The following is a 14,721-nucleotide window of genomic DNA, read 5'->3' on the forward strand; positions in this document are numbered from 1 at the left end:
CTTGCTCACGCTGGCACAAAACGCAGCGCCACTCCGTTATTACACCATCGCAGGCCGGTAGGATCGGGGCCATCTTCAAATACGTGGCCCTGATGGCCACCGCAGCGGGCACAGTGGTATTCAGTGCGGGGCCAAATTAGTTTGAAATCAAGCTCGGTGAGCATATGTCCTTCTACGTGCTCAAAAAAGCTCGGCCAGCCGGTACCGGAATCATATTTCATTTCACTGGTAAACAGTAATAGATCACAGCCAGCGCAACGATACTCGCCCTCCCCCCACTCCTTATCCAAGGGGCTGGAAAAGGCAGGTTCAGTCCCGTGCTTACGGAGCACATCAAAGGCTTCATCGGAGAGTCGCTCCCGCCACTCGGCTTCGCTAAGCTCGAGCGTTTCCAAGCCTGGCGCAGGTTCAAGATCTAGCCGTGGAAAGCCAAACGACACGCTTGGTATGGCACCTACTATGCCGGTCAGTCCCGCTAAGCTTAAGAATTGACGTCTTTTCATGGGTATCACTCCCTTGCTGTTCTGCGAAGAAAGTAGACAATAAAAATGGGACAGTGCCGAAGCGCTGTCCCATTTTGGCGTCAATCGTTTCTAATGGCGATCACTTCTAAGCACTTAGTCGTTCTAACCGTCGACTACTTACACCCGCCAATTGCTTTTCTACTTGCCTCTTTAACGAGCAAACACACCGGTTCAATCATCTACCAGCCGCTAACCATCAGGTTAGTTGGGGGCCCGCTTGGATGATCGCTTCATTAACGCCTTCAAACTTCTTGAAGTTATCGACGAATTTGGTCGCCAGCTCTTTAAGGTGACGGTCGTAGGCATCGCGGTCCTGCCACGTTTCACGCGGGTCGAGCAGGCTTGAATCAACGCCCGGCACGGCAACAGGCACTTGTAGATTGAGCCCATCGATATGCTTGGTGTCGATATCGCGCAGTACACCCGACTGAATCGCGCTGATGATGGCGCGCGTGGTCGGGATAGAGAAGCGCGAACCACCTTCGCCGTAAGCACCACCGGTCCAGCCGGTGTTGACCAAGTAAACCTGAGCATCCTGCTTATCGACACGCTTGATCAGCAGGTCAGCGTACTCACGCGCTGGACGCGGGAAGAACGGTGCACCAAAGCAGGTAGAGAACGTGGCGGCCAAGCCTTCAGAAGAGCCCATTTCAGTGGAGCCCACTTTGGCAGTATAGCCAGACAGGAAGTGATACGCCGCAGCTTCTTTGGAAAGAATCGACACTGGGGGCAATACGCCTGACATATCGCAGGTCAGGAATACAATCGCATTCGGCTCGCCCGCCAGGTTTTCCGCTACGCGCTTTTCAACGTGCTCCAGCGGGTAAGCGGCGCGGGAGTTCTGGGTCAGGCTATCGTCGGCGTAGTCGGGCTCACGACGATCATCCAACACTACGTTTTCCAGCACGGTACCAAACTTGATAGCGTTCCAGATGACCGGCTCGTTCTTCTCGGAAAGATCGATGCACTTAGCGTAGCAGCCACCCTCCATGTTGAAGACGATACCGTCGCCCCAAGCGTGTTCATCATCACCAATCAAGAAGCGTGCCTGGTCAGCGGAAAGCGTAGTTTTACCGGTGCCCGAAAGACCGAAGAAGAGGCAGGTTTCACCATCTTCCCCCACGTTCGCGGAGCAGTGCATCGGCAGCACGTCGGCGGCAGGTAGCAGGAAGTTCTGCACGGAGAACATGGCTTTTTTCATTTCACCGGCATAGCGCATGCCCGCGATAAGCACTTTTTTCTCGGCGAAGTTGATGATCACGCAACCATCAGAGTTGGTGCCATCGCGAGAGGGATCACACTCAAAGCCCGCCACGTTAAGAATGGCCCACTCGTCTTTAGCAGCTTGATTGTAGGCCAAAGGGCGCACAAACATGGTACGGCCAAACAGGTTTTGCCAAGCGGTTTCGGTGGTAACACGAACCGGCAGATAGTGGGTAGAATCACTACCCACATGAAGCTCAGAGACAAAGTGCTCTTGGCTGTTCAGGTATTCATCGACCCGATCCCACAAGGCGTTGAATTTCTCAGCATCAAAGGGACGGTTGACGCTGCCCCAATCAATTTGGCTACGCGTAGAGGGCTCATCAACAATAAAGCGGTCTTTCGGTGAACGGCCGGTACGCAGGCCGGTATTAACTACCAGGGCACCGTTAGCCGAGAGGCGGCCTTCGCCACGTGCCACGGCGCGCTCGATAAGTTCGGCGCTGCTGAGATTGACGTGGGCTTGGGGAGCTTGAGTCGTGGTCATGTCGATTCCTGGGCCTTAAGGCCGTTATATCTCGTTACCGGGCGTCACCGACGCCTTAAATGTCATCCCAGCCTGCTAAATCGGCTGGGCACGCTGAAGTCCGGCGCATTATGGCAAAAAGAAAGCCCCCAGGAAACGGGGGCGAAGATCAAATATCTTGTAGTTAAACTACTACAAAAGCACTACATTTTGTGTTGCAGCGCAGTAAAAATTAAAACGATCGTTTGCAACAGCGGCCAAATTCATTGGTTCTACTGGTCCGCCTAGCGGCACTAAAAAACGCCCGACTGCCCAGCCGCGACTACATACTTAGTGAATCGTAGGCGATGGGGCTTCAGGGTCATCTAACAAAGTTTCAATATCCGCCGCCGTGTAGTGATATTTCGTATGGCAAAAGTGGCATTGGGTGTCGATAGCGCCCTGTTCGTGAAGAATATCTCGCAGTTCTTCCTTGCCTAGCGTGTGCAGTGCATGGCTCATTCGTTCGCGGGAGCAGGTACAGCCAAAGCGCAGGGCTTTGGGTTCAAAAACGCGCACGGTTTCTTCATGGTAAAGGCGGTGCAGCACTTCGCGCTGTTCAAGGCCGAGCAGCTCTTCTGTTTTAATCGTATCGGCTAACTGCACGCTACGGTCCCAGGCATCGACATCCTGGTTTTGTGACTCTTCAGGGAGGCGTTGGAGCAGCAACCCACCTGCGCGCTTCTCATCAGCCGCTAACCATAGGCGGGTTGGCAACTGCTCGGATTGCGTAAAGTAGGCTTCCAGGCAGCCACCTAGCGTCTCCTGATCCAGCGCGACAATGCCTTGGTAGCGATGACCTTCACGGGGGTCGAGGGTGATGACGATTTGGCCCTCACCGACCAGCTCACGGAAAGAGGCATGCTCGCTAGGCAGGTCGGCGTCTTCCGCGATGCGGGCAATCGCCCGCAATTCACCACCGGGATTGGATTCGGCCATCAGTAATGACAGAACGCCGCGGCCGCGCACTTCGATGCTTAGCGTGCCATCCAGCTTAACGGTATCGGTGAGTAGCGCCACGGCAGCTAACAGCTCACCCAATAGCTCATTGACCGCGGGTGGGTAGGCGTGGCGATCCAACACTTCGTGATAGGCGGCCGCCAGGGTGACGATCTCGCCGCGGACATTGGTGTGATCGAACATAAAGCGTTGAATTTGATCGGACATAATTTGGCAACCTACTATAAAGGACGGCGGGTGTTTAGCTGCGACTAATCGTTAACTGGGCTATTGATGCTGCTGCACTGAGTAAATAGCCGCGAGGGCTACTCACCCTGATTGCGTTGGAAACGCTGAATATCGCGGCGCTGCTTTTTATCAGGGCGTTTGAGCGGATGCTGCATCGCCTCGTTAGTGAGGCGCCTTGCTTCAGCTTCCTTGGCACGACGCTGCACACTTGCGTCGGTTTCTGCATAGAGTGTGCGCGCTTCTGGTGCACCGCGTCGTTGATCCGAAAGCGATACCACCTCTACCTCTAATATCTCCCAGCCCTGTGGTACACGAATAAGCGCACCGATTTCCACCTGTTTGCTGGTTTTAGCGCGGCCACCATCGTAGTGAACCTTGCCACCTTCAATGGCTTTTTTAGCCAGTGCGCGGGTCTTAAAGAAACGTGCTGCCCAGAGCCATTTATCTAAGCGTACGCTCTCGCTCATTTAGGCACTCCTTGCGTTTCAGACTGCTGTTCCGGCAGTTGTTCGGGTAACAGATGAGCGAACCGATCAAGGGCTATAAATTCCTGTAGCTCTTTTTCGGGCCGCTGGCTGTCAGGTTGCTTAATGCCCAGCAAATACTTGATACCAAACTCACGAGCGCTTTCAAGCACGCGGGCATTGTCATCGATAAACAGCGTGCGCGCCGGGTCGAAAGGCTCGATTTCCTGCAACGCAAACCAGAACGCCTGCTCCTCTTTGGCGGCGCCCACGTCTTCGGAAGAGACGATGGCGTCCAAGTAGCTTTCCAGGCCGGTGAGGGGCAGTTTCAGGGCAAGGCTGGCGCGATCAGCGTTGGTGGCAAGCACCACCCGTGGATGTGCTAGCTTAAGCCATTTGAGAAAATCCAGTGCGTCACTGCGCAGGCCTATCAGATGTTGGATTTCTCGTTTCAGGGCGACAATATCCACGCCCAGCTCGCGGCTCCAGTACGCTAGGCTGTACCAGTTTAAAGTGCCCTGCTCGCCGATAATACGCGCGCGCAGCGCTTCCTGAGAGGCTTCATCCAGTTGGTGCAATTCGCGGTAGCGCCGCGGTAAATGCTCAAGCCAAAAATGGCTGTCGAAGTGTAAATCCAGCAGCGTGCCATCCATATCAAGGAGGACAGTGTCTATCTCGCGCCAATCAATCATTGCCGCTCCAGTCACGTTAGGAGTAAGCGTGCTATTGTAGCTTAACCGCCTTTTACCAGCCATGGAGGCACATGTTTATGTCTACGTCCCCCCCTACTCGCCCAACCTTTAATCACCCTGAAGATGGCAGCGTTAACCGCTCGGGTTACCAGCAAAAGCCACAGATTCTTGCTCGCAAGCAGATCACCCAAAGCCGTTTATTCCAGATTGAGTCACTGGATCTGCGTTTTTCCAATGGCGAAGAGCGCCAATTTGAACGTTTAACCGGCGCGGACCGAGGCGCGGTGATGATGGTAGCAATGCCTGACCCGGAGCATGTGCTGCTGATTCGCGAATACGCCGCCGGGTTTGAAGATTATGTGCTCACCTTGCCAAAAGGGCTGGTCGACCCCGGTGAAGATATTATCACCGCGGCCAATCGCGAGCTGATGGAGGAGTGTGGCGTGGGTGCGCACCGCATCGAGCCGCTGGTTGAGCTTTCCCTGGCGCCGAACTATATGCGCCATCGCATGCAGGTGCTGCTTGCCACCGACCTTTACCCCAAGCGACTGCCAGGGGATGAACCCGAGCCATTGATTGTGGAAACTCACGCCATTGAGGAGCTTCCTTCACTGCTATTGCGCGAGGATTTTCACGAAGCCCGTGCGATTGCCGCGCTTTACATTGCGCGAGACAGGCTGCGCGAAGAGAAGCGCAATAATGCGACGGATTTGCTTTGAGGCACTCATTGGCTCTACCCCCGTCAAGCGCTTAGACCATGCCGATGCTTTTTAGAATCAGCGTAGATCCGTGTTTGTAGAGGTAACAGTGCCTTGCGAAGTGAAATGGTGGTATCAGTCAGCCCCCATCGCTTGCTAGGAGAATATCTGCCTTGGGGAAGGACATTGTCGTGCCCAATCAACTGATGATGATATTGACGGGTCAATCGTTGTAGATGCTGTGCGGTATCTCGACGGCAGACAGGGTACTGGCTTAGCAATTCAAGCACACAAAGCGAACGCTGAAATGCCTCACAAGGCATTTCTAAACGAAGTATTTCGAGCTCAGCCCACGTTGGCCGATAACCTTTATACCAGATGGAATCTGCAAGTTGCTTGACGTCATCGACTGCGATTTCAAGAGAATGAGCCCCCACTCGATATAGCAGCTTGCGTTTAACAGAAGCTTCCATAACTAGTCCTCGTTACGATAATAATCATCTAGCATCACTTTTAGGTTTCCCAAAATGCGAGTTTCGTCCCCCACATAGTAGCTGATTGCTTCTCGGGCTAACCGTTCAAATTCTTCGATGTCTATATAAGGAAGCTGTAGCAACGTTTGGATATCGCTTTGATCACGGTCACCAAAGCGACCAAGCTTGGTAATTGCTACATCAAGCGCACTCGCAACGTAGACTTCTACGTTGGGGATATTGCTTTGTGTCACTAACCGAATGATGCGATCTTCGTAATCTTCGTGTAAAGGGGCCAGCGTCGCATTGAAACTAGCATCTAGCTCTAGTATTTGTACTACGCCATCTTCATCAGTGAACACATAGGTGTCTTCGTCCAGAAGCGCAACAATATCGGATTTTCTGGCCAAGCCATGAGATGCGACTTCGGCGTCTATATCCGCGCTACCCCGTGCTCGAGAATGAATGTGAACCGCGCAGCCTCCAAATACAATCACTTGAAAAATGCCTTTTTCGCCACTTGCATACACAGACTCAAGCACATGGAAAAACTCAACGAGTGCACGTCCTAACGCTGTTTTGGGCTCGATTATTGGATATTCACCAGGTTCTATCGGCACGTCATCCCCTTCCTCAATAAGCCCAAAACCAACTCTCGCAGTGCTCTCAGCATCAGCCTGTCAAAGCAAAAAGTACACATTTCACCGAATTCCTGAACTACTGCGGAAGCGGCCAACATCCCATAACAAGCTACCAGACGACTCAGTAGCACTAATGGTGGCAGCTTTAGCTCGCGATCGTTATCTCTTACTTATTTAAAGATGATTTTTCAATGTAATCCAGCGCCGCTGGCGGTGGCTGTCCAACCCCGCTTCCAGCAGAGCCATCGAACGCAGGGCGTCGTCGACGCTTACCGGTAGCGGCGCTTTATTACGAATAGCAGCAGTAATACCCTGGTAGTAAGCTAAGTAATCGCCCGGCAGCGTCGGAAGTTCACGGCGCACCAGCGGCGCGTTTTCACCCTCTCCTTCGCGCAGCGTTAACGTGCCATGTTGGCTATCCTCGCCCCACTGCGGTGCGGGCACTTCGCCTGCTTTCAGCCTACCCTCCTGGGGATCCAGGCCGTACTTAACGAAGCTGCCTTGGGTGCCATGAATCCGAAAACGCGGGGTTGGATCGGCAATTAATGTGCCAGCGGCCAAGGTAACGCGAAAGCCTTCGTAATCGAGCAGCGCCAGGAAGTCATCGTCGGCCTGGGCACGGTCACGTAGTGCGTCTAGTTCCAGCAAGATTGCCTGAGGCATGCCAAACAATTCACAGGCTTGGTCCAACAGGTGCGGGCCCAAGTCGTACCAGATGCCACCTCCGGGGGTCGATTTCTCGCGCCAGCGATCACGCACTTCCGGGCGGAAGCGGTCAAAATGTGATTCAAAATTCACCACACGCCCTAGCGTCCCCGCTTCAAGCAACGCTTTAACGGTTAAGAAATCGCTATCCCAACGGCGGTTATGAAATACCGACAAAAGACACTCTTTTTCATCCGCCAACTTTTTGAGCAACTTTCCTTCCGACAGCGTGACCGTGAATGGCTTATCGACCACCACGTGCTTGCCCGCCGACAGCGCCGCTTTCGCGAGCGAAAAATGCGTGTCGTTGGGTGTCGGAATAACAATCAAATCAATATCACTGCGCTTGCAAAGCGCCAACGCCTGGGCCTCTACCTCTACGTTAGGAAGTGACGCCTGCACCTTAGCAGCATCGCTTGAGGATACCGCTACCAAATCCAGGCCCTCCGTGGCCTGAATAAGCGGTGCGTGGAAGGTTTGGCTCGCAAATCCGTAGCCGACTAATCCAACGTTAATAATTGCCTTCATTTGATTCCTTCAATGTTGTGACTGCGACTGATGATTGCCGAGCTTAGTGCCCTATCAATCCAGCTTGCTTAGGTCTCGAACGGCCCCTTTGTCGGCAGATGTGGCCAATAGCGCATAGGCTTTCAGCGCTGGGGTAATCTTGCGGGGGCGCTGTTCAACGGGCTTCCAGGCGGTAGCGCCTTTTGCCTCCATCGCCTCGCGGCGAGCCGCCAGCTCCGCATCGCTCAGGTTGACGTTGATCGTCCGGTTAGGAATATCTATACGGATGATATCGCCCTGCTCAATTAAGCCAATGGCGCCCCCAGCTGCGGCTTCCGGCGACACATGACCAATCGAAAGCCCAGAGGTGCCGCCCGAAAAGCGACCATCGGTGAGCAGCGCGCAGGCTTTTCCTAACCCTTTAGACTTGAGATACGAAGTGGGATAAAGCATCTCTTGCATGCCGGGGCCACCTTTGGGGCCTTCATAGCGGATCACGACGACATCGCCCGCTTTGACCTTATCCGCCAATACATCGGCAACCGCCTGATCCTGGGACTCGACCACATGCGCGGGGCCTTCGAATACCAGGATTGATTCGTCGACCCCGGCGGTTTTCACCACGCAACCATCCAGCGCGATATTGCCATACAGCACGGCCAAGCCACCCTGCTGGGAGAAGGCGTGTTCCAGGTCGCGGATACAGCCCGTGGCGCGGTCGCCGTCGAGGCTCGGCCAGCGGGCGCTTTGGGAAAAGGCGGTCTGTGTGGGAATACCGCCCGGCCCGGCTTTAAAGAACTCAACTACTTCGGCGCTGGGCGAACGCATAATGTCCCACTCATCCAGCGCGGCCTTGAGGCTGTCGCCATACACGGTGGGCACCGAGGTATCCAGTACGTGTGCACGGTCCAGCTCACCGAGAATCGCCATGATACCGCCCGCACGATGGACGTCTTCGATATGGTATTTCTGAGTGTTGGGCGCCACTTTGCAGAGCTGGGGCACTTCACGGGAGAGGCGGTCGATATCCGCCATGGTGAAGTCCACCTCGGCTTCCTGGGCAGCAGCCAGGAAGTGCAGAATGGTGTTAGTAGAGCCCCCCATGGCGATATCCAGCGTCATGGCGTTTTTGAACGCTGCTTTGGAAGCAATGGCACGGGGCAGCAGGTGCGCTTCATCGCCTTCGTAATAGCGTTTGGCCAGCTCAACAATGCGGTGACCGGCGGTTTCAAACAGGCGACGACGATCTGAGTGGGTGGCCAGCACGGTTCCGTTACCAGGCAAAGCCAAGCCTAGCGCCTCGGTCAGACAGTTCATCGAGTTGGCGGTGAACATTCCTGAACAGCTGCCGCAGGTGGGGCACGCGCTGCGCTCGACTTCGGCGAGGGTTTCGTCATCAACGCTGTCATCGGCGGCCATTACCATGGCGTCTACTAAATCAAGGCCATGGTTAAGCAGCTTGGTTTTACCCGCCTCCATGGGGCCACCAGAGACAAAGATAACCGGAATATTCAGGCGCAACGCGGCCATCAGCATCCCAGGGGTAATTTTGTCGCAGTTGGAGATACATACCAGCGCATCGGCACAGTGGGCGTTGCACATGTACTCGACGCTGTCGGCAATCAAGTCACGGCTAGGCAACGAATAGAGCATGCCGTCGTGACCCATGGCGATGCCGTCATCCACCGCAATGGTGTTGAACTCTTTCGCTACGCCGCCCGCTTTCTCAATCTCCCGCGCCACTAGCTGGCCCATGTCCTTTAAGTGAACATGGCCCGGCACAAACTGGGTGAAGGAGTTGGCGACGGCAATAATCGGCTTTTGAAAGTCACCGTCCTGCATACCGGTGGCGCGCCACAGGGCGCGTGCACCGGCCATATTACGACCAGCGGTGGTGGTACGTGAGCGATACTCTGGCATGGCGTCCTCTACTCTCTTAATATCTATCTTTTAATAACCATCGCAAAAGCTTTCTTGGATAAAAGCTTAAAGACAATGCTCTTTTTTTATTCGCCCACAACATAAAAGGCCGTAGGCTAGGATGTCTGAATAATCAACGGCCTTCGATTGTGGCATGAGCGCCACGCAGAGACTAGATGCAGCGACTAGATACAGAGGCTAGATGTAGAGGCTCGAAGTAGAGAGAAAAGCGCCTTCCATGGCGCTAATTCATTAGAACGTTTCCCACGCCTCTTCGGCTGGCTGAGGGGCAGCGGTGCGTTGGGGCAAGTGCCCCTGAGGGGATGCGGCAGCTAAGGGAAGTGTTGGCTGAAAGCCTACTTGCTTAAGCATACGCTCGCGAGCGGTTTCGCTGCTCTCTTCTGCCGCGCCCTCTAACCGGAAGGCGGCGATGACGTTCGCGAGGCTTAATGCTTCGCGGGTGAGGTCCTGAGCGGCGCTGGAAATTGACTGTACCTTGGAAGCGTTCTGCTGGGTGACATGATCCATCTCGGAGACAGCAGTATTGATTTGGGCGATACCGCTGCTCTGCTCATCAGATGCGGAGCTGATCTCTTCCATGATATCGCTGACTTTCATTACTTGAGTCACGACCTGATCAATAGCCGCTTCAGCCTCTTTCACCGCCTGGGCACCACCGCTGATTTCCTGGGAGGAAGAGTCGATTAAGCGGCGAATTTCCCCAGCGGCATCGGCACTGCGCCCCGCCAAATTACGCACTTCATTGGCCACCACGGCGAAGCCACGCCCCTGCTCACCTGCGCGTGCAGCTTCCACCGAAGCATTCAACGCCAGAATATTGGTTTGGAAGGCGATACCATCAATCACGCTAATGATGTCGGTCATTTTATCGGCACTGGCGGCAATACGCTCCATCCGCTCGACAAGCGCCTGCATACGCTCGCCGGTCTCACGGCTAGTGGTAGCATTTTGCATGGCTAGCTGATTGGCCTCGCGGGCGTTTTCGCTATTTTGCTGCACAGTCGCCGTCATTTGGTCCATGCTGGAAGCCGTTTGCTGCAGCGAAGACGCCTGCTGCTCGGTGCGTGACGCCAGGTCTTCATTCTGCTGTTTAATATGTTCAGAAGCAGGTGTGACGACATCAACCTTATTGCCCACTTCAGTAATCAGCCCGGATAGGCTTGCACGCATGGTTTCCAGCGAACTCAACAGCTCACCTAGTTCATCATTGCGCTTTAGGGTGACACGGTTGGCCAGGTTACCCGCAGCAATCTGGAACGTTACTCTGCGCGCTTCATTGAGTGATTTAATCAACGATTTAAGCACCGCCATGCTCAGCCCGACCATCAACACAATACCGAGCAGTAGTACGCCTAACTGGCCGTATAGCAGTACTTGTTGCTGTTGTTCAGCATTTCCCATCAGCGTTTGGGCCGCTGTTCGCTCTTGATCCACCAGCAAATTGACCGTGGCGCTAATGCTTTCAGAGGTCGGTTGGACGGTATCGTTAAAGGCCTCAAACGCAGCAAACCCATTGCCATCCCGGATAGCGGTCAGAGTGACATCAGCACTTTCCATAAAAGTGGCGAGGTGTGCCGTGAGCCCTTCCTGCACGCTCCCTGTTTCTCGCAGCGCAGTGTAGCCTTGCCAGGATTGTTCAATATCGGTACTCATGGTGGCTAATTGCGTTTCTAGCACATCCAGGTCTGCACGGCGGGGATTACGTACGGCAGGTTCAAGTGCTTGGATCGCTTGACTAACACGCTGGTCAATTTGCTGAAGGTCGGTAATACCTTCAAGCCCTGTTTGATTGAGCGTGCGCAACCGTTCCGCGGAACTGGTCAAGCCGTAAACGCCCGCAGCCCCGGCCACCAGCAGCAAAACAATCGCAGCCAGCACCATGCCTATCAGTTTGGCCTGCATGCTATTGAAACTAAAACGCTTTACCCAACCGCGCACGCCAGTGCGGCGCACTGCACCATAATGGAGCGTAAAGCCGCGTGTTTTGCCCTCTTGCATCGCAGCGTAAACGCGCTCTGCCTGGGCAATGGCCTTAGCGTCGGCTTTGCGCCGGATAGAGGTATAGCCCACTACGCGCTCACCATCGAGTAGCGGCGCGATGGTGGTATGCATCCAATACGCCTCTCCGCTTTGGCGACGATTTTTAATCAGTCCTTGCCAGGTTTTTCCCGCCTCAATGGTTTCCCACAAATTCTGAAAAACAGCTTTGGGCATGCTTGGGTGGCGGAACAGGCTATGGGGTTCGCCCATTAACGCTTCTAACGAGTAGCCGCTCACTTCCACAAAGGTTTGGTTGGCGTAGGTGATTCTGCCCTGTAGATCCGAACGTGAGATCAGCACTTCGTCATCGGCTAACTCGTATAAGCCGGATGTTGCCTGCGTCGATGTTGCCTGTTTAGCACTGCGCATTTAGAACCCCTACTTTTTATTGAAGGCTGGTAATGCCATTAGACTCAGCAGAGTTCCCTAGACTGGATCATTTGCTGGCTGGGCCATTTCAATTAGGAGTAATGCATAAAACATGCCACCGCTTAGGGTGGCATGGTATTAAACGAAATGATGAAAATCAGCGACCTAGCATTCTTTATACCGCCTACTAGAACGTTTCCCACTGATCGGCATGGGGTTGTGTTGAAAGGGATTGGGGACGTCGCTGGGAAGGAGCTGGCAAACCGCGGGTTGCTTTGTTTAATGCATGGGTTGCACGCTGCAACTTCGCCCGCGCCTCGTTGATGTTCTCATCCTGGGCACCTTCCAAACGGAATGCGTCCACCACGTTGGCAAGCTCATGAGCCTCAAGGGAGAAATTGTCGGCTGATGCCGCAATCGTCTGAACTTTAGAGGCATTCTGCTGAGTCACATGGTCCATTTCAGCAATCGCCGTGTTTATTTGGCCGATCCCACTGCTCTGTTCGGTGGAGGCGGTACTGATCGCGGCCATCAGTTCACTGACCCGACTAACCTGCTGAGACACCTCTTCAATCGCCCGCTCCGCCTGCTCGACGGCACTGCGGCCCCCGCTTACTTCTTGCGTCGTGCTGTCAATCATCTTGCGGATTTCCTGGGCAGCATCCGCGCTCCGCCCAGCCAGATTACGCACTTCGCTGGCGACTACGGCAAAGCCGCGGCCATGCTCACCGGCACGAGCGGCCTCAACCGAGGCATTGAGTGCCAGAATATTGGTTTGGAAGGCAATGCCATCGATGACGCTAATCATTTCGGTCATTTTTTCAGCGCTCTGGGCAATACGCTGCATGCGCTCCACCAGTTGCTGCATTTGCTGGCCGGTATCTTTGGTGCTAGCAGCGTTCTGTACCGCCAGTTCGGTTGCTTGGCGGGCATTCTCGGTATTCTGCTGAACCGTCGAGGTCATCTCTTCCATACTCGAAGCGGTTTGCTGCAGTGACGATGCCTGTTGCTCCGTACGCGACGAGAGCTCTTCATTTTCAGCGGCGATCTGTTGGATTGCCGGGGTGACGACCGAAACGCGACTTTCCACATCACCCACAATGCTCGATAAGCTAAAACGCATGGTATCCAACGAATAAAGTAACTCGCCCAACTCATCGTTGGTTTGATGATGCCCTCGAGCAGCCAGATTGCCAGCGGCGGTTTGAAAAGTGATATAGCGCGCGCCCGATAAACTGCGCAACACGGATTTCAGTATCATCGCGCTCAGGCCAATCATGACCAGAAAACCAATGGCCAGTAATGTCAGCTGGGCTACCAGCATCTGTTGGCGTCCGCTTTGCGCCTGAGAGACCAACGCTTCAGCATCGGCGCGCACTTGCTCGACCAAGGTGCTGTTTAGCTCACGCAGTGATTCCGTCGTCGGTACCACTATGTCGTTAAAAGCTTCAAAGGCCGCAAACCCGTTGCCTTCTTGAATAGCGACCAGGGTGTTTTCCACACCGGCGTCCCATGTGGTCAGCGCACTATCGAATGCTTGGTTTGCTTCAATCTCAGCCACCTCATCGACATTGTAATCAAGCCATAGCGTATTCAATGAGCGGGTATATTCGCCAATTTCAGCGTTAATGGCGTCAAGATCCGCTTGGCGTGGATTACGTACGACCGGCTCCAGCGTCTCGACCGTTTGCCCAATATAGCGTTCGATGTGCTGTAGGGTAGCTACTTCACCCAGCCCAGAGCGGTTGAGTGTTTCCAGACGCTCACCGGACATCACCAGGGCGTAAACCCCCATGCCTCCTGCAAGGCTTATAAGCAGTAGCGAAGCCACCACCATGCTGGTGAGCTTGGCTTTCAGGCTGGTGAGCTGGAACCGGGTCAGTATGCCGGTTAAGCCTTTGCGACGTAGCGCGCCCTGGGCGAGCTTATAGTGGCGGGACTTGCCCTTTTCACGAATTTCAGCGTAAACCTTTTCCGCCCTGGCCACTGCGTTGGCAGAGGCTTTGCGGCGAACGGAGGTATAGCCTGCAATGCGTTCACCGTCCCGTAGTGGCGCCACGGTGGCATGTACCCAATAGTGATCGCCATTTTTGCGGCGGTTTTTGACCACGCCTTGCCAGGTTTCTCCGGCTTGAATCGTTTTCCAGAAATCCGCATAAGCCGCTTCTGGCATATCGGGGTGACGAAGTAGATTATGCGGAGCGCCGATTAGCTCTTCACGGCTATAGCCACTGACCTCAACAAACGTAGGGTTCGCGTAGGTGACATTCCCTTTTAAGTCCGAACGGGAAATGAGCACCGTTTCTTCGCTCAGGACGTATTCACGTTGGGACACAGGCTGGTTATTGCGCATTAATGCTCCGAAAATTAGATGTTCTTAATTTTACTAAATCAGCCGCTATTATGCGCCATTATGGCTATTGTTGGGTTATAACAAAGTGAACAAATCTGACACTCCCCGCCTGCCGCGCTTCGCGCTATCGGCGAGGGTTCTTGGGTCGCCCCAGAACCTTCCTGCTTCAACACGCCTTCACTAGATAGCGGCTAGGCCGCTATCCCCGCTCCGGTCGCTCCACAGGCTAACCCTGCCAGACATGATGTTTTGACCTGCCCGTCCTCAACGATCGTGGGTTATTGTTGGGGACGGACTGATCCATCAACAGCAGAGCCACTTTGAGGAGGGCAGGTCATGACCAAGTTTAACGCTGAAT

12 protein-coding genes are annotated in these 14,721 nt (G+C 54.3%); 1 reads left to right on the plus strand and 11 read right to left on the minus strand.

Translation table 11 applies throughout. The features are described from left to right. Positions 1-5: 5 nt before the first annotated feature. The 5 genes from msrB to yrfG all read right to left on the minus strand — a co-directional run bounded on the left by msrB (position 6) and on the right by yrfG (position 4,636). The gene (gene msrB, locus V8L71_RS15205; RefSeq protein ID WP_336274656.1) at positions 6-503 is read right to left on the minus strand and encodes a peptide-methionine (R)-S-oxide reductase MsrB; all 498 of its coding nucleotides are present in this window, start codon (positions 501-503) and stop codon (positions 6-8) included. Positions 504-720: 217 nt separating this feature from the next. Further along, complete coding sequence (locus tag V8L71_RS15210) at positions 721-2,274, minus strand: phosphoenolpyruvate carboxykinase (RefSeq protein WP_336269734.1); 1,554 nt, start codon at positions 2,272-2,274, stop codon at positions 721-723. A 309-nt stretch (positions 2,275-2,583) separates the two neighbouring features. Further along, on the minus strand, positions 2,584-3,459 hold the full coding sequence (hslO, locus tag V8L71_RS15215; RefSeq protein ID WP_176302783.1) for an Hsp33 family molecular chaperone HslO: 876 nt from the start codon (positions 3,457-3,459) through the stop codon (positions 2,584-2,586). 98 nt (positions 3,460-3,557) lie between these two features. Next, complete coding sequence (hslR, locus tag V8L71_RS15220; protein WP_101145327.1) at positions 3,558-3,947, minus strand: ribosome-associated heat shock protein Hsp15; 390 nt, start codon at positions 3,945-3,947, stop codon at positions 3,558-3,560. Then, positions 3,944-4,636 (minus strand): GMP/IMP nucleotidase, encoded by a 693-nt coding sequence (gene yrfG, locus V8L71_RS15225; RefSeq protein ID WP_176302781.1) that lies wholly within the window; start codon positions 4,634-4,636, stop codon positions 3,944-3,946. Before yrfG ends, hslR begins: the two co-directional genes overlap by 4 nt. Positions 4,637-4,713: 77 nt before the next feature. Between yrfG and nudE the strand changes: the two genes are divergently transcribed. Further along, a complete protein-coding gene (gene nudE / locus V8L71_RS15230; protein WP_336269732.1) occupies positions 4,714-5,355 on the plus strand; it encodes an ADP compounds hydrolase NudE in 642 nt (213 codons plus the stop codon). Between the two features lie 23 nt (positions 5,356-5,378). Here nudE and V8L71_RS15235 read toward each other — a convergent pair whose 3' ends face one another. The 6 genes from V8L71_RS15235 to V8L71_RS15260 form a co-directional block, all read right to left on the minus strand. Continuing rightward, positions 5,379-5,807, minus strand: coding sequence for a hypothetical protein (locus V8L71_RS15235; protein ID WP_101145329.1), 429 nt, complete (start codon positions 5,805-5,807; stop codon positions 5,379-5,381). Positions 5,808-5,809: 2 nt separating this feature from the next. After that, a complete protein-coding gene (locus tag V8L71_RS15240) occupies positions 5,810-6,427 on the minus strand; it encodes a DUF6036 family nucleotidyltransferase (RefSeq protein ID WP_336269729.1) in 618 nt (205 codons plus the stop codon). Positions 6,428-6,622: 195 nt separating this feature from the next. Then, a complete protein-coding gene (locus V8L71_RS15245) occupies positions 6,623-7,681 on the minus strand; it encodes an oxidoreductase (protein WP_336269723.1) in 1,059 nt (352 codons plus the stop codon). Between the two features lie 54 nt (positions 7,682-7,735). Further along, positions 7,736-9,580: a dihydroxy-acid dehydratase gene (ilvD, locus tag V8L71_RS15250; RefSeq protein WP_336269722.1), complete on the minus strand. Its 1,845-nt coding sequence runs from the start codon at positions 9,578-9,580 to the stop codon at positions 7,736-7,738. 252 nt (positions 9,581-9,832) lie between these two features. After that, positions 9,833-12,010 (minus strand): methyl-accepting chemotaxis protein, encoded by a 2,178-nt coding sequence (locus V8L71_RS15255; protein ID WP_336269721.1) that lies wholly within the window; start codon positions 12,008-12,010, stop codon positions 9,833-9,835. Positions 12,011-12,197: 187 nt separating this feature from the next. Then, positions 12,198-14,363, minus strand: a complete 2,166-nt coding sequence (locus V8L71_RS15260; protein ID WP_336269718.1) for a methyl-accepting chemotaxis protein — start codon at positions 14,361-14,363, stop codon at positions 12,198-12,200. Positions 14,364-14,721 lie beyond the last annotated feature (358 nt).

Origin of the sequence: Vreelandella indica (assembly GCF_037070225.1) — a bacterium.
GTDB classification, from domain to species: domain Bacteria; phylum Pseudomonadota; class Gammaproteobacteria; order Pseudomonadales; family Halomonadaceae; genus Vreelandella; species Vreelandella arctica.

Bases quoted from the DNA above. Each gene is read 5' to 3' on its own strand.
- msrB (WP_336274656.1), bottom strand. From the start codon at position 503: ATGAAAAGACGTCAATTCTTAAGCTTAGCGGGACTGACCGGCATAGTA.
- V8L71_RS15210 (WP_336269734.1), bottom strand. From the start codon at position 2,274: ATGACCACGACTCAAGCTCCCCAAGCCCACGTCAATCTCAGCAGCGCC.
- hslO (WP_176302783.1), bottom strand. From the start codon at position 3,459: ATGTCCGATCAAATTCAACGCTTTATGTTCGATCACACCAATGTCCGC.
- hslR (WP_101145327.1), bottom strand. From the start codon at position 3,947: ATGAGCGAGAGCGTACGCTTAGATAAATGGCTCTGGGCAGCACGTTTC.
- yrfG (WP_176302781.1), bottom strand. From the start codon at position 4,636: ATGATTGATTGGCGCGAGATAGACACTGTCCTCCTTGATATGGATGGC.
- nudE (WP_336269732.1), top strand. From the start codon at position 4,714: ATGTCTACGTCCCCCCCTACTCGCCCAACCTTTAATCACCCTGAAGAT.
- V8L71_RS15235 (WP_101145329.1), bottom strand. From the start codon at position 5,807: ATGGAAGCTTCTGTTAAACGCAAGCTGCTATATCGAGTGGGGGCTCAT.
- V8L71_RS15245 (WP_336269723.1), bottom strand. From the start codon at position 7,681: ATGAAGGCAATTATTAACGTTGGATTAGTCGGCTACGGATTTGCGAGC.
- ilvD (WP_336269722.1), bottom strand. From the start codon at position 9,580: ATGCCAGAGTATCGCTCACGTACCACCACCGCTGGTCGTAATATGGCC.
- V8L71_RS15255 (WP_336269721.1), bottom strand. From the start codon at position 12,010: ATGCGCAGTGCTAAACAGGCAACATCGACGCAGGCAACATCCGGCTTA.
- V8L71_RS15260 (WP_336269718.1), bottom strand. From the start codon at position 14,363: ATGCGCAATAACCAGCCTGTGTCCCAACGTGAATACGTCCTGAGCGAA.